This is a genomic window from Lysobacter concretionis Ko07 = DSM 16239 (assembly GCF_000768345.1).
Taxonomy (GTDB): Bacteria; Pseudomonadota; Gammaproteobacteria; order Xanthomonadales; family Xanthomonadaceae; genus Novilysobacter; species Novilysobacter concretionis.
In genome coordinates this window covers 445481-463970 of record NZ_AVPS01000003.1, presented here as the reverse complement: position 1 = coordinate 463970, position 18490 = coordinate 445481, and the positions used below count along the sequence as shown (strand labels likewise).

13 protein-coding genes are annotated in these 18490 nt (G+C 67.7%); 10 read left to right on the top strand and 3 right to left on the bottom strand.

Annotation, left to right across the window (positions count from 1 at the left end; genetic code table 11):
* On the top strand, positions 1-820 hold an 820-nt coding region (locus N792_RS04600), incomplete at its 5' end, for a hypothetical protein (RefSeq protein ID WP_425478839.1).
* A gap of 111 nt (positions 821-931) precedes the next feature.
* Here the strand turns inward: N792_RS04600 and kbl are convergent.
* Together kbl and tdh are read right to left on the bottom strand one after the other, a co-directional pair.
* Positions 932-2125, bottom strand: coding sequence for a glycine C-acetyltransferase (gene kbl / locus N792_RS04595; protein ID WP_036192877.1), 1194 nt, complete (start codon positions 2123-2125; stop codon positions 932-934).
* Positions 2126-2334: 209 nt separating this feature from the next.
* Complete coding sequence (gene tdh / locus N792_RS04590) at positions 2335-3372, bottom strand: L-threonine 3-dehydrogenase (protein WP_191150526.1); 1038 nt, start codon at positions 3370-3372, stop codon at positions 2335-2337.
* A 178-nt stretch (positions 3373-3550) separates the two neighbouring features.
* Between tdh and N792_RS04585 the strand changes: the two genes are divergently transcribed.
* The 3 genes from N792_RS04585 (at position 3551) to N792_RS04575 (ending at position 11040) form a co-directional block, all read left to right on the top strand.
* Positions 3551-5728, top strand: coding sequence for a S46 family peptidase (locus tag N792_RS04585; RefSeq protein WP_224743911.1), 2178 nt, complete (start codon positions 3551-3553; stop codon positions 5726-5728).
* 19 nt (positions 5729-5747) lie between these two features.
* A complete protein-coding gene (locus tag N792_RS04580; protein ID WP_036192875.1) occupies positions 5748-7901 on the top strand; it encodes a S46 family peptidase in 2154 nt (717 codons plus the stop codon).
* 1048 nt (positions 7902-8949) lie between these two features.
* Complete coding sequence (locus N792_RS04575) at positions 8950-11040, top strand: S46 family peptidase (RefSeq protein ID WP_191150527.1); 2091 nt, start codon at positions 8950-8952, stop codon at positions 11038-11040.
* 321 nt (positions 11041-11361) lie between these two features.
* Here the strand turns inward: N792_RS04575 and N792_RS04570 are convergent, their stop codons facing one another.
* Positions 11362-11784, bottom strand: coding sequence for a DUF3224 domain-containing protein (locus N792_RS04570; protein WP_036192872.1), 423 nt, complete (start codon positions 11782-11784; stop codon positions 11362-11364).
* 128 nt (positions 11785-11912) lie between these two features.
* On the opposite strand from N792_RS04570, the gene N792_RS04565 reads away from it, so the two are divergent.
* From N792_RS04565 to N792_RS04540, 6 genes are all read left to right on the top strand, one after another.
* Positions 11913-12554: a histidine phosphatase family protein gene (locus N792_RS04565; RefSeq protein WP_036192870.1), complete on the top strand. Its 642-nt coding sequence runs from the start codon at positions 11913-11915 to the stop codon at positions 12552-12554.
* A 38-nt stretch (positions 12555-12592) separates the two neighbouring features.
* Positions 12593-13957 carry a bifunctional tetrahydrofolate synthase/dihydrofolate synthase gene (gene folC, locus N792_RS04560; protein ID WP_036192869.1) on the top strand — a complete coding sequence of 455 codons (1365 nt, stop codon included), beginning with the start codon at positions 12593-12595 and terminating at the stop codon, positions 13955-13957.
* A 90-nt stretch (positions 13958-14047) separates the two neighbouring features.
* Positions 14048-15085, top strand: coding sequence for an SPOR domain-containing protein (locus N792_RS04555; RefSeq protein WP_036192867.1), 1038 nt, complete (start codon positions 14048-14050; stop codon positions 15083-15085).
* A 19-nt stretch (positions 15086-15104) separates the two neighbouring features.
* The gene (locus N792_RS04550) at positions 15105-15725 is read left to right on the top strand and encodes a CvpA family protein (RefSeq protein ID WP_052103441.1); all 621 of its coding nucleotides are present in this window, start codon (positions 15105-15107) and stop codon (positions 15723-15725) included.
* A 96-nt stretch (positions 15726-15821) separates the two neighbouring features.
* Positions 15822-17291, top strand: coding sequence for an amidophosphoribosyltransferase (gene purF, locus N792_RS04545; RefSeq protein ID WP_036192866.1), 1470 nt, complete (start codon positions 15822-15824; stop codon positions 17289-17291).
* 331 nt (positions 17292-17622) lie between these two features.
* Complete coding sequence (locus N792_RS04540) at positions 17623-18477, top strand: ferritin-like domain-containing protein (RefSeq protein WP_084105400.1); 855 nt, start codon at positions 17623-17625, stop codon at positions 18475-18477.
* Positions 18478-18490: the final 13 nt, after the last annotated feature.

The following is an 18490-nucleotide window of genomic DNA, read 5'->3' as shown; positions in this document are numbered from 1 at the left end:
AACTGAGTGTCACGTGAGTGACAGGCGGCTCCTCGGAGCTGCTGCGGTAAACCAGAAGCCCGGCCTTGTGACGGGCTTCTTTTTTGTGGCGGATGTGGCTGAATGCGGACGTGCCGGTTGTCCGATCCCGGGGGCGCGCCTACACTCCAGTGGCTCGGCCCGGCATCCAGGCACGGGTTCCAAGGAGATGATCATGTTGCGCGTTGCCATTGCTTTCGTGCTGTTTACTTCCGCCGGCTTGGCACATGCGCAGGTGGCCCAATGCGGCGCGCTGCTGGCTCCGGCGATACCGGTCCAGCAGACCGTCACCGCGCCGGTGACGGCGGAGTTCAGCACGCCCTCCCGCCAGCTCGGTGCGCCCACGGGCGTGCTGTCGCAGGCACTGAACGAGTCCCTGTCGGTGGATCAGGTGCTGTTCCGGCTTCAGGTCGAGAGTTGCGGCAACGTCGCCAGCATTGTCCCGGCGCCATCGCCGGCGAGCTTGCCGGCGACTACTGCCGGGAGCATCGTGCCCGGCGCCGTGGCGACGCCGGCCGTACCGGGCGTCGCCGGCTCGGAATCAGCCGCCACTCCGGCGGCCGTGGATGCGACCGATCCGGCGGCCTACAAGCCGCGGACCGAGTTCGACAACACGCCGTGGCGCTTCGACATGAACCAGAACGGCCAGCGCATGACGGCCGATGCGTTTGCCGCCTGGATGGAATCCAAGGGTGTGCGTGTGGCGAAGGGTGCGCCGAAGCCCGCAGCGGCCGAAGCGCCGGTGGCAGAGGGTGAGGCCGTGATTCCTGCGCAGCCAGCCACGCCGGAAAATGACGAGTAACCAATAGCGCCGCGGGCGCAGTGTCGACGGTTCCAGCAATGAGAACGGCCGCGCAAGCGGCCGTTCTGGTGTGGCGAAAGCAAAAGCAATGGCCTCACGCCGCGGTATCGCTCACGCCTTCAGCACGCCCAGTTCATGGCCGATGCGGGTGAAGGCGTCGATGGCGCGGTCCAGGTGTTCGCGGGTATGCGCCGCGCTGATCTGGGTACGGATGCGGGCCTGGCCCTGCGGCACGACCGGGAAGAAAAAGCCGATTGCGTAGATGCCTTCCTCAAGCAGGCGCTCGGCGAACTTCTGCGCCAGCGGAGCGTCGTACAGCATCACCGGGACGATCGGATGGTTGCCTGGCTTGATGTCGAAACCGGCGGCAATCATCTTCTTGCGGAAGTAGTCGGTGTTCTCGACCAGTTTCTCCCGCAGATCATCCGCGGCGGCCAGCATGTCGAACGCCTTGGTGCCGGCGGCGACCACGTGCGGCGGCAGGGAGTTGGAGAACAGGTACGGCCGTGAGCGCTGGCGCAGCAGTTCGATGACTTCCTTTTTCCCCGTGGTGAAGCCGCCCACCGCGCCGCCCATGGCCTTGCCCAGGGTGCCGGTGAAGATGTCGATCCTGTCCATCACGCCCTTGACCTCGGCCGAGCCGCGGCCGGTGGCGCCAAGGAAGCCGGTCGCGTGGCATTCGTCGATGTGTACCAGCGCGCCGTATTTTTCCGCCAGCGCGCAGATCTCGTCCAGCGGGGCGACGAAGCCGTCCATCGAGAACACGCCGTCGGTGGTGATCAACTTGGTCTTGCAGCCCGCGGCGTCGGCGGCCTGCAACTGCTTTTCCAGATCGGCCATGTCGCAGTTGGCGTAGCGGAAGCGCTGGGCCTTGCACAGGCGCACGCCGTCAATGATCGAGGCGTGGTTGAGGCTGTCGGAGATGACGGCATCGTCAGGGCCGAGCAACGGCTCGAACAGGCCGCCGTTGGCGTCGAAGCAGGCGGCGTAGAGGATGGTGTCCTCGGTGCCGAAGAAGGTCGCGATCGTCTGCTCCAGCTCCTTGTGCAGGTCCTGGGTGCCACAGATGAAACGCACCGAGGCCATGCCGAAGCCGTGGGTGTCCAGCGCGTCCTTGGCGGCCTGGATCAGGTCCGGATGGTCCGCCAGGCCGAGGTAATTGTTGGCGCAGAAATTGAGCACGCTGCTGCCGTCGTCCAGGGTGATCTCGGCGGACTGCGGGCTGCTGATGATGCGTTCGGCCTTGAACAGGCCGGCGGCGCGGATTTCGTCAAGGGTGTCGGCGTAACGGTCGGTAAGGGACATGGCATGTCTCCATTTTGTAGGGGAGGGCTTGCACGTACGTTGCTGGGGGCAATCGTGTAGGGCGTCGGGACAGGTCGCGGAAGCCGCAGGGATGGATTGTGTCGCGGCCATCCGTGGCGCAACGGAGCAGGCTTCGGATCGTCCGGCCGACCATCCCGGGCCGGCGTTCGCAGACGCGGCAGATGCCGGCCGGGCATCCGCCAGATGCGTCAGCTCACCCAGCTCAGGACGATCTTGCCGGACCGGCCGGCTTCCATCAGGTCGAAGCCCTGCTGGAATTCATCGATCGGCAACTGGTGGGTCAGGGCCTTGCCCAGCGGGAAGCCGCCCAGCACCAGCTGGGTCATCTTGTACCAGGTCTCGTACATCTTCCGGCCGTACATGCCGTGCAGGGTCAGGCCCTTGAAGATGATCTTGTCCCAGTCCGCGCCCGCACCCTGCGGCATGATCCCGAGCATCGCGATCTTGCCGCCGTGGTACATGCAGTCGAGCATGTCGTTGAACGCGCGCGGGTTGCCGCTCATCTCAAGGCCGACGTCGAAACCCTCCATGTGGAGGTCCTTCATCACGTCCTTGAGCGAGGTGTTGGCGACGTTGACCACCCGGGTCGCGCCCATGTCGGCGGCCAGCTTGAGGCGGTAGTCGTTGACGTCGGTGACGACCACGTTGCGCGCGCCGATGTGCTTGCAGATGCCGGCGGCGATGATGCCGATCGGACCGGCGCCGGTGATCAGCACGTCCTCACCGACGACGTCGAATTCCAGCGCGCAATGCGCGGCGTTGCCGTAGGGGTCGAAGAACGCGGCCAGCTCGCTGGGGATCTGGTCCGGGATCGGCCACAGGTTGGTGGCCGGCATCACGATGTACTCGGCGAATGCGCCGTTGCGGTTCACGCCGATGCCGATGGTGTTCGGACACAGGTGCTGGCGGCCGCCGCGGCAGTTGCGGCAGTGGCCGCAGACGATGTGGCCCTCGGCCGAGACGCGCTGGCCGACGGTGTAGCCGGTCACGCCGGGGCCGATCTGGGCGATCCGACCGACGAACTCGTGGCCGATGACCAGGCCGGGCTTGATCGTGCGCTGGCTCCACTCGTCCCACAGGTAGATGTGCAGGTCGGTGCCGCAGATCGCGGTCTTCTCCAGCTTGATCAGCACCTCGTTCGCACCGGCTTCCGGGACCGGCACTTCCTCCATCCAGATGCCCTTGGCAGCTTCGCGCTTGACCAGCGCCTTCATGGTCTGCGGAATCGACGAGGGGGATTTTTGCGCGGTGGTATCGGACATTTCGAGCCTGGTGGGGACGGGCGAATGAGGCGCCAATTGTACCGCCGCGCCGTGTTGACGCCCGGCCATGACCGTTGGCGGTTGCCGACCGCGCAACCGTTTGCCTATGGTCGGGGATTCGACCATGCATACCGGGGCCACCGTGAACCTTCGAATCCTGCCCGTGGCGTTGATCGCCGCGCTCGTGTCCACCGCTGCCTGTGCCGATGAGGGCATGTGGCAACCCAGCCAGATGCCCGAGCTTGCCGCGCAGCTCAAGGCGCGCGGCCTGCAGATGGATCCCGCCGCGCTGTCGAACCTGGCCGGCAAGCCGCTGGACGCGGTGATCAGCCTCGGTGGCTGCACCGCCAGCTTCGTGTCCCCGCAGGGGCTGGTGGTGACCAACCACCACTGCGCGTACGGCGCGATCCAGTACAACTCGACCCCGCAGCGCGACCTGCTGGCCAATGGCTTTGTCGCGGGCAGCTTTTCCGACGAGCTGCCGGCCGAGCCGAACGCCCGCGTCTACGTTACCCAGGACATCCGCGACGTCACCCCCGCGATCACCGACGGGCTGGCGGCGCTGGACGGCAAGGCGCGCTATGACGCGATCGATGCCCGCAGCAAGGCGCTGGTGGCCGACTGCGAGCAGCCCGGCGGGCTGCGTTGCAACGTCTACAACTTCAACGGCGGCCTGCAGTTCTCGTTGATCCGGCAGCTGGAGATCCGCGACGTGCGGCTGGTGTATGCGCCATCGGACGCGATCGGCAAGTTCGGTGGCGACGAGGACAACTTCGAATGGCCGCGCCATACCGGCGACTTCGCGTTCTACCGCGCCTACGTCGGCAAGGACGGCAAGCCGGCGGCGTACGCGAAGGACAACGTGCCCTTCCAGCCCGCGAGCTGGCTGACGGTGTCGCAGGAGCCGCTGGTCGAAGGCGACTACGTGATGGTCACCGGCTACCCGGGTTCGACCAACCGCTATCGCCTGCCCGACGAGGTGAAGGAAGCCATCGACTGGCGCTACCCGGTGATGGTGAAGTATTTCCGCGACTCGCTGGAGACGATCGCGCGCACCACGGCCCAGGACAAGGCCGCCGAGCTCAAGTACGCCTCCACCGTGGCCGGCTACAACAACGTGCTCAAGCTGTACCAGGGCAACCTCGACGGCTTTGCCCGGATGAGCGACCCGGTCGGCATGAAGCGCGCCCGCGAGGACGAGCTGAAGGCCTGGCTGGCCGGTCGTGGTGCGCAGGGCAAGGCGGCCACCGCCGCGATCACCGAGCTCGAGCGCGAGCTGGCCGCCGACCGCGTCACCCGCGAGCGCGACCTGTGGTTCGGCAACGTGGTCAACGGCGGGCTGGCCGGTACCGCGGTGCGGCTGTACCGCCATGCGATCGAGCAGGCGAAGCCGGATGCGGAGCGCGAGGTCGGCTACCAGGACCGCGACGCCCCGCGCATCAAGGGGGCGATGGAGGCCTTCGACAAGCGTTACGACGCCAGGGTCGACCAGGCATTGATGGCGCTGCGCCTGCAGCGTTACGCCAGCCAGGTGCCGGCCGCCGAGCGCGTGCCGGAGCTGGATGCCTGGCTCGGCATCGGCCCGCAGGACACGGTCATCGCGGACCTGGACGCACGTCTGGATGCGCTGTACGCCGGCACCCAACTGGGCGAGGCCGCCAAACGGCTGCAGTGGCTGGAGGCCGACCAGGCGGCGATCCAGTCCGCCGACGACAGCGCATTGGCGTTCGCGGTGGCGATGATGCCGGTGATCCTGCGCCAGCAGGCGGACAACGAAGCGCGCAGCGGGCGGATCTCCGCACTGCGGCCGCAGTACATGCAGGCGATGATCGATTTCAACAAGGCGCAGGGCAAGCCGGTCTATCCGGACGCCAACAGCTCGCTGCGGATCACCTTCGGCACCGTCAATGGCTATTCGCCGCGCGACGGCGTGCGGATGACGCCGTTCACCACGCTGGCCGGCATCGTCGCCAAGACCACCGGCGTCGAGCCCTTCATCACGCCCAAGGCGGAGATGGACGCAATCGTCGCCGGCGAGGGTGCGCAGTACCGGATGGACTCGCTGGGCGACGTGCCGGTGAACTTCCTCAGCGATGTCGACACCACCGGCGGCAACTCCGGTTCGCCGACGCTGAACGCCAAGGGTGAACTGGTCGGCCTGCTGTTCGATGGCAACTACGAAAGCCTCAACGCCGGCTGGATCTTCAACCCGGAACTGACCCGCTCGATCCACGTCGACACCCGCTACATGCGCTGGGTGATGGACGAGGTCGACCACGCCGAACGCCTGCTGCAGGAGATGGGGCTGCCACATGACTGAGCACAACGGAGGTTTGACCATGGCCCTGCGCATTGCGTTGCTGGCGTCCGCTGCCGGACTGGCGTTCGGCGCCAAGGCCGACGAGGGCATGTGGATGCCCTCGCAACTGCCGCAGATCGCGGAACAACTGGCGGCGGCGGGCTACCGGGGCGATCCGGCCGCGCTGGCCGACCTGACCCGCCCACCGATGAGCGCGGTGGTGTCGCTGGGCGGCTGCACGGCGAGTTTCGTCTCGCCTGAAGGCCTGGTGGTCACCAACCACCACTGCGCGTACGGCGCGATCCAGCTCAATTCCACCGCGAAGGACAACCTGCTGGCCAACGGCTTCATCGCCGACACGCGCGCGCAGGAAGTCTCCGCCGGGCCGGCCGCACGGGTGCTGGTGACCACCGCGTTCGACCGCATCACCGACCGCATCCTGGGTGATGCGCGCGGCAAGACCGGCCGTGCGTATTACGAGGCCGTCGATGCCGCCAGCAAGGCGGCGGTGGCCGAATGCGAGCAGGAAGCCGGCGTCCGCTGCAGCGTCGCCAACATGTACTACGGCACCGACTTCTACCTGATCAAGCAGTTGGAGCTGAAGGACATCCGGCTGGTATACGCGCCGCCGGAGTCGATCGGCGGCTACGGCGGCGAGATCGACAACTTCATGTGGCCGCGCCACAGCGGCGACTTCGCGTTCTATCGCGCCTATGTCGACAAGGACGGCAAGCCGGCCGCGTTCGCGACCGACAACGTGCCCTACCAGCCGAAGGCCTTCCTGGAGGTGTCCACCGATCCGGTCGCCGAAGGCGATTTCGCAATGCTGGCCGGCTACCCGGGCCGCACCTTCCGTCACCGCACGGCGGCGGAGTTCGCCGACCAGGTCGGGACCCAGTTGCCGGCGCGTGTCGACCTGTTCGGCTCGCTGCTGGAGACCATCGCCCGCGCCACGGCGGGCAATGCCGAGGCCGACGTGCTGTACGCCTCGCAGGTCGCGAGCCTGAAGAACAACCTCAAGCGCGCCCAGGGTGAACTGGACGGCCTGCGTCGCAGCGATGCGGTGGGGGTTCGCCAGCGGGACGAGGCGGCGATGCTGGCATGGCTGTCGAAACAGCCTGACGCGGCCGACACCCGGCGCGACATCGACGCCGTCCAGGCGGTGATCGCCCAGTCGCACGCGACCCGCGAGCGCGACCAGCTGTTCGCCACCATGCGCAGCCAGACCCAATTGCTGAAGAGCGCGATGCAGCTGCAGCGCCTGGCCATCGAGCGCGGCAAGCCGGATGCGCAGCGCGAAAGCGGTTACCAGCAACGCGACGAGGCCTTGATCGAGGCGTCGTTGAAGCAGGTGCAGCGCCGTTACGACCCGGCCGTGGAGAAGGCCGTGCTGGCCGGGTTGCTGGCGCGCTACCGCCAGTTGCCGGCAACGCAACGCATCGCCGAACTGGATGCGGTGTTCGGCACGGACGCCGCCCAGGCGACGGCGACGCTGGACGCGCTGTATGCCGGCACCGGGTTGGGCGCGGAAGCCGAGCGGCTGCGCCTGCTGGCTGCCGCGCCGGCCGAACTGGAAGCGTCGACCGACCCGCTGATGCAGGCCGCGGCGACGCTGCTGCCCGCGGCGCTGCGCATCGAAGACGCCGACAAGGAACAGGACGGCGAACTGCTGCGCCTGCGCCCGGCCTACATGCGCGCGCTGATCAGCTACCGCGAGTCGCAGGGGCAGGCGGTGTACCCGGATGCCAACTCCACCCTGCGCGTGAGCTACGGCAAGGTCAGCTCGCTGGCCCCGCGCGACGGCGTGCATTACACGCCGCTGACGACGGTGCAGGGGATCGTGGAGAAGCACACCGGCGAGGAGCCGTTCGATGCGCCCAAGCCGTTGCGCGATGCGATTGCCAAGGGCGATTTCGGCAGCAGCATCGATCCGGTTCTGGGCACGCAGACGGTCAATTTCATGACCAACCTGGACACCACCGGCGGCAATTCCGGTTCGCCGGTGATGGATGCGAACGGCAAGTTGATCGGCCTGAACTTCGACAGCAACTGGGAGGCGGTCAGCGCGAGCTGGATGTTCGACCCGCGCTACAAGCGGGCGATCCACGTCGACGCCCGCTACCTGCGCTGGCTGATGGCGAAGGTGTACCCGGCACCGCATCTGTTGAAGGAAATGAACCTGCCGGTGGAGTAGGTCGACACCGATGTCGCCCTCGTTGGTGGCGGCGACATCGGCAACCTTGAAGCGGAGTGCGGGTTCAACAGCAACAGCAACAGCAACAGCGGCTTCAATGGCTTCGGCTGGAGCGTCGCCCTGCCGGGGTGCTTGCTGCCCGGTTCGGGCGGGCTTCCTGCCCGCACTCACCGCCGCAGGCCGTCCATGGCCTGCTGTCCGCAACACCCCGTCAGGACGCCGCATCGGCGATTCATTGGCGTGGTGCGGTTAGGGCAACGCTGATCAAGCCTCTCCAACCCGTCATTCCCGCGAAAGCGGGAACCCAGAGTCTTTGATCTTCAAAGACCTGAAGTCACTGGGTCCCCGCTTTCGCGGGGATGACGGCACTTTTCAGCGTTGCCTTCGGTTTTCCTTCAACCTCCGAAGTATTCCGGTGGCGCCTGTCGGGCGTCCCGATCACCAAGCGAATTTCGTGGAGCGACTGAGCGGAATGCCCGGCGGGCGCTGCCCGCGCAACCGAACGTGCTTGAAGCTACCCGCGCCTCGCATTGCCGGAGCCAACCGCCGACTCCGCTTCTGACTTTCCTTCGGCCACCGAAAGATTCCGGAGGTGTCTGCCGGGTGTCCCGATCACCAAGCGAATTTCGTGGAGCGACTGAGCGGGATACCCGGCAGGCACTGCCCGCACAATTGCACGTTCGCTGTTGAAGTTATCCGCAGCCCTTGTCTTCCAAAGTCAGCCGCCAACTCTGATTTTGACCCTCCATCGGCTACCGAAAGATTCTGGAGGTGCCTGTCGGGTGTTCCGATCACCAAGCGAATATCGTGGAGCGACTGATCGGGACACCCGGCAGGCACTGCTCGCGTAAACCGGCGCTTCGCTGTTGGAAGCTCACCACGCGCATGGTGCACCCACACCCCTGCCGGAAGTTACAGGCCGCTACCGCAGCCGCAGGCTAAAATCGCCGATTGATCCTCGGGCAGGAGTAGGTGCATGCGTTATTCGATGTTGGCCGCCGCCATTGCGCTGGCGGGTGTCACGGGGTCGGCGACGGCCGGTGAAGGAATGTGGGTGCCGCAGCAGCTGCCGGAAATCGCCGCAGCGCTGGACAAGGCCGGGCTGGAACTGCCGCCCGAACAACTGGCGAACCTGACCGGCGACCCGATGGGCGCGGTGGTGTCGCTGGGCGGATGCACCGCCAGTTTCGTATCGCCGCAGGGGCTGGTGGTGACCAACCACCACTGCGCCTATGGCGCGATCCAGCTCAACTCCACGCCGGAAAACAACCTGATCGAGGACGGCTTCAATGCCGGATCGACCGAGCGCGAAGTCTCCGCCGGCCCGAATGCGCGCATCTTTGCGCTCGACTCGATCCAGGACATCACCGCCCAGGTCAAGGCCGCCATCGCCGCGGCCCCCGATGCGCTCGGCCGCACCAGGGCGCTGGAGAAGATCCAGAAGCAGCTGGTCGCCGATTGCGAGGCCGACGCCGGCTATCGCTGCCAGTTCTACAGCTTCGCCGGCGGCAACGACTACCGCCTGTTCAAGAACCTCGAGATCAAGGACGTGCGGCTGGTCTACGCGCCGCCCAACAGCATCGGCAGCTTCGGCGGCGACATCGACAACTGGATGTGGCCGCGCCACACCGGCGACTTCGCGTTCTACCGCGCCTACGTCGGCCAGGACGGCAAGCCGGCCGCGTATTCGACCGACAACGTGCCCTTCCAGCCGAAGCATTGGCTGAAGTTCGCCAGCCAGCCGCTGGACATCGGCGATTTCGTGATGGTCGCCGGCTACCCCGGCCGCACCGCGCGCTATGCGCTGGCCGACGAGTTCGACGAGACCGAGCAGTGGACCTACCCGACCGTCAAGGCGCACTACGAGAACCTGGTGGCGCTGGTCGAGGCGGCCGGTGCGAAAGACGAGGACATCAAGGTCAAGTACGCCAGCACGGTCCGCGGCTGGCACAACACCATGAAGAACTACGGCGGCCAGCTGGAAGGTTTCCAGCGCATCGACGCCAGCAAGACCAAGCATGCCGAGGAAGCCGCGGTACTGGCGTGGCTGAAGGGGCAGGGCGCGAAGGGCAAGCCGGCGCTGGCCGCGCACGCCAAACTGCTGGAGCTGCACGCGGCCGAGAGCGCCACCCGCGACCGCGACCTGGTGTTCGGCCAGCTCGTACGCACCGGTGTGATCGGCACCGCGACCGGGCTGTACCGCTTCGCGATCGAGGCCGAAAAGCCCGACACCGAACGCGACGCCGGTTACCAGGCGCGTGACCTGCCGGGCTTCGAGGGCTCGCTGAAGCAGATGGAGCGCCGCTACGACGCCGGCATGGATCGCCAGCTGCAGCAGTACTGGCTGCGCGAGTACATCAAGCTGCCGCAGGCGCAGCACATCGCCGCGCTCGACGCGTGGCTGGGCGGCAACGACGAGGCCGCGGTGCAGTCCGCGCTGGACCGGCTCGCCGGCACCCAGCTGGGCGATCTGGATACCCGCCTGGCGCTGATGAAGGCCGACCGCGCCACCCTCGAGGCGAGCAAGGACCCCGCGCTGCAACTGGCGGTGGCGCTGATGCCGACGATCCTGGCCAACGAGCAGCAGGACGAGGTCCGTACCGGCGACATCCTGCAGGCGCGCCCGGCGTACCTGCAGGCGGTCGCCGACTACAAGGCCAGCCGCGGCGAGTCGGTGTACCCGGACGCGAACTCCTCGCTGCGCATCACCTTCGGCAACGTGCAGGGCTACACCAAGCCCGATGGCACGCGCCTGCCACCGTTCACGACGCTGGAACAGGTCGCCGCCAAGGCCACCGGCGTGGAGCCGTTCAATGCGCCGCAGGCGCAGCTGGATGCGATCGCGGCGAAGCGTTACGGCGGTCTGGCCAGCGAAGAGCTGGGCACGGTGCCGGTCAACTTCATGGCCGACCTGGACATCACCGGCGGCAACTCCGGTTCGCCGGTGATGGACGCGCGCGGTGAGCTGGTCGGTCTGGTGTTCGACATGAACTGGGAAAGCGTCAGCTCGAACTGGGTGTTCGATCCGGCCATGACCCGGGTGATCGCGGTCGACGGCCGCTACCTGCGCTGGGTGATGCAGGAGGCGTTCCCGGCGCCGCAGGTGCTGCAGGAGCTTGGCGTGCCCGCGCAGAAATAAGGTTCTTCTCCCATCCAAGGGGAAAGCGCGACATCTGCGGGGTGGCCGGGGTGCCGGGAGCGAATGCCCTTGTGTGCGAAATAAAGGAGGAGGCACCGGCTTCATCGGTGCCGGGGGACATTCGCACACAAGGGCATTCGCTCCCGTCGTTCCAGCATGGCGGGGGTTCTAGAAGCGAAGGCCTGCAGGTCGCGCCCCGGCCCGTCTTCCCGACTTCCCCGAAGTCGGGAGATGAACCAGAAATAAGCCTCGCAAAGGGTGATTGCACGAACGCCGGTCGAATGACCGGCGTTCTTTTTTCACTTGCCGGCCGGGCTGGACTCAGGCCGATCCGGCGGTGTCCTCGTCCCCGAACCGGTATTCAAAGGTGTACAGGTGCCTGTCTTCGGTGACCTTGATCGCCATCTTCCCGCGCAACCCGGCCAGCTGGCCGGTGCCGGTGTCGGGCACCACGGTGACCGACAGCGACGCGGCGCCGCGGTCCATCGTGCCGCTGTGCTGCAGCACGAAACTGCCGCTGCGGCCGGCGAGCGTGCCGCGGACCCGTTCCATCGCCACGTAGCCCGCCGATCCCTGCGCGTGGGCGTTCGCCGCGCTGATCATCTCGACCGAGCTGGTGGCCTGCAGGTCGCCCTCGAACCGCTTGCTGATGCGGGTGCGGCCGAGCCGGACGTCATCGCTGGAGTCGTACGGCGGCTCGCGCTCGGCACTGACCTCGAAACTGCCATGGGCGTGGTGGTTCATCGTGGACCTCGGCTGTGCCAGAAAGCCGACATCCTGCACGCTGCCTGCCGATGCCGCCAGCGGCGCGGGAGTTGGGCCAGAATGGGCGCTGATCCCCGCCGCGCCAATACGCTTCGAGAACCGATGCCATGAAGATCCTGCTCGCCCGCCACGGCGAAACCAGCTGGAACGCCGAAGGCCGTTACCAGGGCCAGGCCGACATCCCGCTGTCCGCGACCGGCGAGGCCCAGGCCCGCGCGTTGGGCGAGCGCCTGCGCGATGTCGCGATTGCGCGCGCGGTGGCCTCGCCGTTGTCGCGCGCGCGCCGCACCGCCGAACTGGCACTGGGCGATCGCGCCGGGATGCTGACGCTCGATGCGGGCCTGGCCGAGATCGCCCACGGCACCTGGGAGGGGCTGCTCGCCAGCGAGATCCACGAACGCGATCCCGCCCGCCTGCTGGCCTGGCGCCACGAGCCGCACGAGGTGCTGATGCCGGAAGGCGAGTCGTTGCAGCACGTGTTCGATCGCGCCTGGCCCGCGCTGGCCCGGGCCGCCGACGGGATGGCCGCCGACGACACCCTGCTGGTGGTCGCCCACGACGCGGTCAACCGGGTGCTGCTGTGCCACGTGCTGGGCATCCCGTTCGGCCGGTTGTGGACGTTCCGCCAGGCGCCGACCACGCTGAACCTGCTCGAAGGGCCGGATGTCGATCACCTCGACGTGGTCCGCCTGAACGACTGCAGCCACCACACCCCGTTGTTTGGCGAGGCGGTGCATCGCGCGCTGTAAGCGCGGATCATGCGCATCCCCCTTTTTGGCCCGTTGCAATGAACCTGACCCGATGGCTCGAGCGGATCGAGCAGCTGCACCCCAAGTCGATCGACATGGGGCTGGAACGCGTGCGCGAGGTCGGCGGCCGGCTTGGACTGGGTCGACCGGCCCGCCAGGTGATCACCGTGGGTGGCACCAACGGCAAGGGCTCGACGGTGGCCTTCATCGAGGCGATCGCACGCGCGGCGCACTGGAAAGTGGGCGCCTACACCTCACCGCATCTGTGGGCCTACAACGAGCGCATCCGGATCGACGGCAAGCCGGTGGACGATGCCGGCATCGTCGCCGCGTTCGAGGCGATCGAAGCCGCCCGTGGCGACACCCCGCTGACCTATTTCGAGTACGGCACGCTGGCGGCGTTGTGGCTGTTCGAGCGTGCCGGGCTGGACCTGGCGATCCTCGAGGTCGGGCTGGGCGGCCGGCTGGATGCGACCAACCTGGTCGATCCGGACGTGGCGGTGATCACCACGGTGGCGCTCGATCACCAGGACTACCTGGGCGACGACCGCGAGGCCATCGGTACCGAGAAGGCCGGCATCGCGCGCGGCTGGAAGCCGCTGGTGCTCGGGGACGACGACCCGCCGTCGAGCGTGCTGCGTCATGCCTACGCGATCGGTGCGTCGGCGGTGCGGATCGGCTGCGACTTCTTCATCGATCGCGCGGCCGACGGCGATGGCTCCGACGACCGGGATCTGGATCTGGATCAGGACCAGGACCAGGACCAGGACCAGGACCAGGACGACGTGCCACCCGGTCGCTGGCGCTGGCGCGAGGTCGGTTACCGGGTCGACCTGCCGTTCCCGCGCCTGCTGGCGCCGGTGCAGTTGCGCAACGCCGCGGTTGCGATCGCCGCGCTGCGCGCGCTGGAAACACCGCCGGCGGATGCCGCCATCGTCGCCGGCGTGGCAGCCGCGGATCTGCCGGGCCGGCTGCAGCGCTTCGACTGCAATGGCGTGGAGGTCGTGGTCGATGTCGGCCACAACCCGCAGGCCGCGCACGAGTTGGCGGCCTGGCTGGAAGCGACGCCGACCGCCGGCACCACCCATGCGGTGTATGCCGCGCTGGCCGACAAGGACGCGATCGGCGTCGTGGCCGAACTGGCCGGGGCGGTCGGCTCCTGGCATCTGGCGGGACTGGTCGAGCAGGCGCCGCGCGGGACTGGTGTCGATGCGTTCGCCGCGCGCCTTGCCGGCACCGCGGCGGCATCGGGCGGCCGTCATGCGGATGTCGCGCACGCCATCGCCGCGGCCTGCGACGGGGCGAAACCGGGTGATCGGATCCTGGTGTTCGGCTCCTTCCACACCGCCTCGGCGGCGTTGGCCTGGCTGCAGGCCGAGGGCAGCTGCCGACCGCCTGAATGACGGGTTGAGGCGCACCGGACTGCGCCCCGGCGGGCTGCCGGCACAAGGGTATAATTCGTCGGGCATTTCTCCCGTTGCCTGCGAGATCCGATGGAACCTGCCCTGAAACAGCGCCTGATCGGCGCCGCCGTGCTGGTCGCGATCGCGGTGATCTTCCTGCCGATGCTGATCAAGGGCCCCGCGCCCGAGAGCGGCGTGTCGGACATTTCGCTGGATCTGCCCAGCGCTCCCAAGAACGGGTTCGAGACCCGTGAACTGCCCCTGGTGACGCCCGGTGCCGCCAGCGGCTCCCACGTGACCGGGCCGGATGCCGGGCCTGCAGCCGATCCCGACGCATTGCCCACGGTCGATACCCGCGCCGCGCGCACGGACGGCGCTGATGCCCAGCCGGGCGAAACGGAAACGGGCCGGCTTCCGGCATCGACGGCCGCCGGTGATTACGCGGTCAGCTTCGGCAGCTACGCCAGTGCGGCGGATGCCCAGCGGGTGGTCGCTGCCTTGCAGGCTGCCAGGCTGCCGGGCTACCAGGAGGCGACCACCAACAATGGCCGCACGTTGTACCGGGTGCGCATCGGCCCGTACGAATCCCGGGCCGCGGCAGAGGCGGCGCGGCTGCAGTCCGGCCAGGTGCGCGATGACGTCGGCGCGAAAGTGGTCGTGCTCAATGCGGTTCCGGCGGATGCCGCCGGTGCCGCGTCTTCCAGCGCCACGGCATCGACGGCCCCCTTGTCCAAGCCGGTGCCGTTGCCCGAGTCCAGCCCGGCCAAGAAGCCGGACGCGCCGGTTGCCGCCAAGCCTGCGGACGCGACGCCGGTCACCCCGCCGGCCGTCGCCAAGCCTGCGCCGAAGCCCGCCGCCGTGCCGGCACCATCGAAACCCGCCGCCGCGAATGTCGGCTTCGCCGTGCAACTGGGGGCGTTCAGCAACCAGGCCGAGGCGATCGCGCTGCGCGACCGCGCGCGCAGCCTGGGCCTGAGCGCGTTCGTCGAGTCGGCGAACACGGCGGAAGGCAAGTCCCTGACCCGGGTGCAGGTCGGGCCGGTGGCCGACCGTGCCGCCGCCGACCAGCTCAAGGCGCAGGCGGCCAGCAAGCTGGGCATTTCCGGCTTCGTGCGTCCGCACCCGTGAGGCGTGGCGTGACGCGGCAATGAGTGCGATCGATTGGGTGTTGCTGGCGATCGTCGCGGTGTCGGCCCTGTTCGGATTGATGCGCGGGCTGATCGGCGTGCTGGCATCGTTGGCGGCGTGGCTGCTGGCGGGCTGGGCGGCGTTCCAGTTCGGTGCGCAGGTCGCGTTGCTGCTGGCCAGCGATGGCGAGCCGGGCGCGGGCCAGCTGTTCGGCGGCTACGCGCTGGCCTTCATCGTGGTGCTGATGGTGGTCGGGCTGGTCGGCTGGATCGTGCGCAAGCTGGCGCACTCGGTCGGCCTGTCGGGGCTGGACCGGATGTTCGGCTTGCTGCTCGGGACGGCCCGTGGGGCCTTCATCGCCTGCGCGTTGCTGTTGCTGCTGGGACTGACCGAACTCCCGCGCGAAGCCTCGTGGCAGGCGTCGCGGGTGGTGCCGCTGTTCGTGCCCGGAGCGCAGTGGATGACCATCTGGTTGCCCGACTGGGTGGCCCGGCGGGTGGATCTGCACGGCGAGGCGGAAGGTGCGGCGCTGCTGTCGCCGGCCAGCCTGCCGATGCTGCCGGGGTCGACCTTGCCTGCATCGGATTTACCAGCACCAGAATTGCCAACGCCGGCCATACCTCCCACGCCCGGCGATTGATGCTTGCCCGCCCGCAACGGCAACAACCTGCACAACAACCCCTGTCGCCAGCGCGGCGACCATTGACCAATTTCCAGCCATCCAGGACCCACCACCATGTGCGGCATTATCGGAATCGTCGGCCACCACGACGTCGCGGCCCAACTCTACGACGGCCTCATGGTGCTCCAGCATCGCGGCCAGGACGCGGCCGGCATGGCCATCGCCAACGGCAATCGCTTGTTGCTGCACAAGGGCAATGGCCTGGTCAGCGACGTGTTCGACGACGAGTCGATGCGGCGGCTGGTGGGGCACGTCGGCATCGGCCACTGCCGCTACCCGACCGCCGGCAGCGAGGGCGATGACGAGGCGCAGCCGTTCTACGTCAACTCGCCGTACGGCATCGCGCTGGCGCACAACGGCAACCTGGTCAACACCGACGCGCTGCGCAGCGAGGTGTTCCAGCAGGACCGTCGCAACATCAATACCGAGTCGGATTCGGAAGTGCTGTTGAACGTGTTCGCGCACGAACTGGGCAGTCGCGAGGCGCTGTCGCCGGAGACGGCGTTCAAGGCGGTGACCGGCGTCTACCGGCGCTGCGTGGGTGGCTACGCGGTGGTCGCCACGGTGCTGGGCCTGGGGCTGGTCGCGTTCCGCGATCCCAACGGCATCCGGCCGCTGGTGCTGGGCAAGCGCACCGGCGTGGCCGGCGACGAGTACGCGGTGGCCTCGGAGTCGGTGGCGTTCGATCTGACCGGATTCAAGCGGGTGCGCGACGTACTGCCGGGTGAGGCGATCGTGATCACCGCCGACGGTGTGCTGCATGCGCGCCAATGCATCGAGCCGGGGGTGCACACGCCGTGCATCTTCGAGTACGTGTATTTCGCGCGGCCGGATTCGCTGATCGACGACATCTCGGTGCACAAGGCGCGGATGCGGATGGGGCAGAAGCTGGGCGAGAAGATTCTGCGCCTGCGGCCCGGACACGACATCGACACGGTGATCCCGATTCCCGATTCCTCGCGCGATGCGGCGCTGGAGGTCGCCCACGTGCTGGGGGTGAAGTACCGCGAGGGCTTCATCAAGAACCGCTACGTCGGCCGCACGTTCATCATGCCGGGGCAGGACCAGCGGGTGAAATCGGTGCGTCGCAAGCTCAATCCGATTCCGCTGGAATTCCGCAACCGGGTCGTGTTGCTGGTGGACGATTCGATCGTGCGTGGCACCACGTCGCGGCAGATCGTGCAGATGGCGCGCGATGCGGGCGCGCGCAAGGTCTACCTGGCCTCGGCGGCGCCGCCGGTGCGGTATCCGAACATCTACGGCATCGACATGCCCAGTTGCGAGGAGTTGATCGCGCACGGGCGCAGCGAGGAGGAGATCGAGACGCTGCTCGGGTGCGACTGGCTGATCTACCAGGATCTGGCGGATCTGGAGGAGTCGGTGTCGGGTCCGAAGCATCGGCTGGAGCATTTCGATTCGTCGTGTTTCAACGGCGAGTACGTGACGGGTGCGGAGGCCGACTATTTCGAGCGGGTCAAGCGTCTGCGTTCGGACGAGGCGAAGACGACGCGTCGGGCTTCGTAAAAGCGCGCGGTTGGTTTCATGGGTAGCGGCTGTGGGGGCACATTCCAAGTCGCTCCGCGATATTCGCTTGGTTGGAATGCGCCCCCACAGCCGCTTGGGTGGTTCGTCGGCGTTGAGGGTTATTGAGAGCCGGGCTGGTGGCGGTGTCGGGAGTTGGGGGGAAAACGCGCGGTGGGTTTCATGGGTAGCGGCTGCGGAGGCACATTCCAGGTCGCTCCACGATATTCGCTTGGTTGGAATGCGCCCCCACAGCCGCTTGGGTGGTTCGTCGGCGTTGCGGGTTCTTTGAGAATCGGGCTGGTGGTGGAGTCGGGTTGGGCCGGAAATGACGATGAATCTGTTTGAAGCGGCCCGCGGGTGTCTGGATGCGGACACGCCTGACGGGAAGGTCGAGGCGACGCTGGCTGCGGCCGAGGCGTTCGCGCGAGGGGAGCTGGCGATCCCGGACGATGCGCCGCCGGCGGAGTTGATCGACCTGCCGGGGCGTCCGGCGCGGCCGCGGTTGGTGCATCCGCGCGAGTTGCCCAAGCGTGGCCTGGGCAGTGACGAGGGCCGGGCGGCGTTCATCCATGCGATCGCGCACATCGAGTTCAATGCGATCGATCTGGCCTGGGATGCGGTTTACCGGTTCCGCGGGTTGCCGCCGGAATTCTATGCGGACTGGATCGGGGTCGCGGTGGACGAGGCGCGGCATTTCTCGATGCTGCGGGAACGTCTGCGGCAGTTGGGCCACGACTACGGCGACGTCGATGCCCACAACGGTCTGTGGGAGATGGCGGTGAAGACCGCGCACGACGGTTTGACGCGGATGGCGCTGGTGCCGCGGGTGCTGGAGGCGCGCGGGCTGGATGTGACGCCGGGGATGATCGAGCGGTTGCGCGGGCTGGGCGACGCGGCGACGGTCGCGATCCTGGAGCTGATCCTGCGCGAGGAGGTCGCCCACGTCGCTGCGGGTTCGCGCTGGTTCCGCTGGTATTGCGAGCGCGCGGGCGTCGAGCCGGGACCGACGTTTCGCCGGTTGCTGGCCGAGTACGCGCGCGACGTGTTGTACGGCCCGTTCAATCTGGAGGCGCGAAGTGCTGCGGGCTTCGATGACGAGGAGCTGGCGATGCTGCAGGATGCGATCGAGAACCGGGCGGTCACCGCGGCGGGCGCGTTGACTGCCTTTGCTCCACTTGATCGATAGCCCCAGGGAGATA

Bases quoted from the DNA above. Each gene is read 5' to 3' on its own strand.
- kbl (WP_036192877.1), bottom strand. From the start codon at position 2,125: ATGTCCCTTACCGACCGTTACGCCGACACCCTTGACGAAATCCGCGCC.
- N792_RS04580 (WP_036192875.1), top strand. From the start codon at position 5,748: ATGGCCCTGCGCATTGCGTTGCTGGCGTCCGCTGCCGGACTGGCGTTC.
- N792_RS04575 (WP_191150527.1), top strand. From the start codon at position 8,950: ATGTGGGTGCCGCAGCAGCTGCCGGAAATCGCCGCAGCGCTGGACAAG.
- N792_RS04570 (WP_036192872.1), bottom strand. From the start codon at position 11,784: ATGAACCACCACGCCCATGGCAGTTTCGAGGTCAGTGCCGAGCGCGAG.
- N792_RS04565 (WP_036192870.1), top strand. From the start codon at position 11,913: ATGAAGATCCTGCTCGCCCGCCACGGCGAAACCAGCTGGAACGCCGAA.
- folC (WP_036192869.1), top strand. From the start codon at position 12,593: ATGAACCTGACCCGATGGCTCGAGCGGATCGAGCAGCTGCACCCCAAG.
- N792_RS04555 (WP_036192867.1), top strand. From the start codon at position 14,048: ATGGAACCTGCCCTGAAACAGCGCCTGATCGGCGCCGCCGTGCTGGTC.
- N792_RS04550 (WP_052103441.1), top strand. From the start codon at position 15,105: ATGAGTGCGATCGATTGGGTGTTGCTGGCGATCGTCGCGGTGTCGGCC.
- purF (WP_036192866.1), top strand. From the start codon at position 15,822: ATGTGCGGCATTATCGGAATCGTCGGCCACCACGACGTCGCGGCCCAA.
- N792_RS04540 (WP_084105400.1), top strand. From the start codon at position 17,623: ATGAATCTGTTTGAAGCGGCCCGCGGGTGTCTGGATGCGGACACGCCT.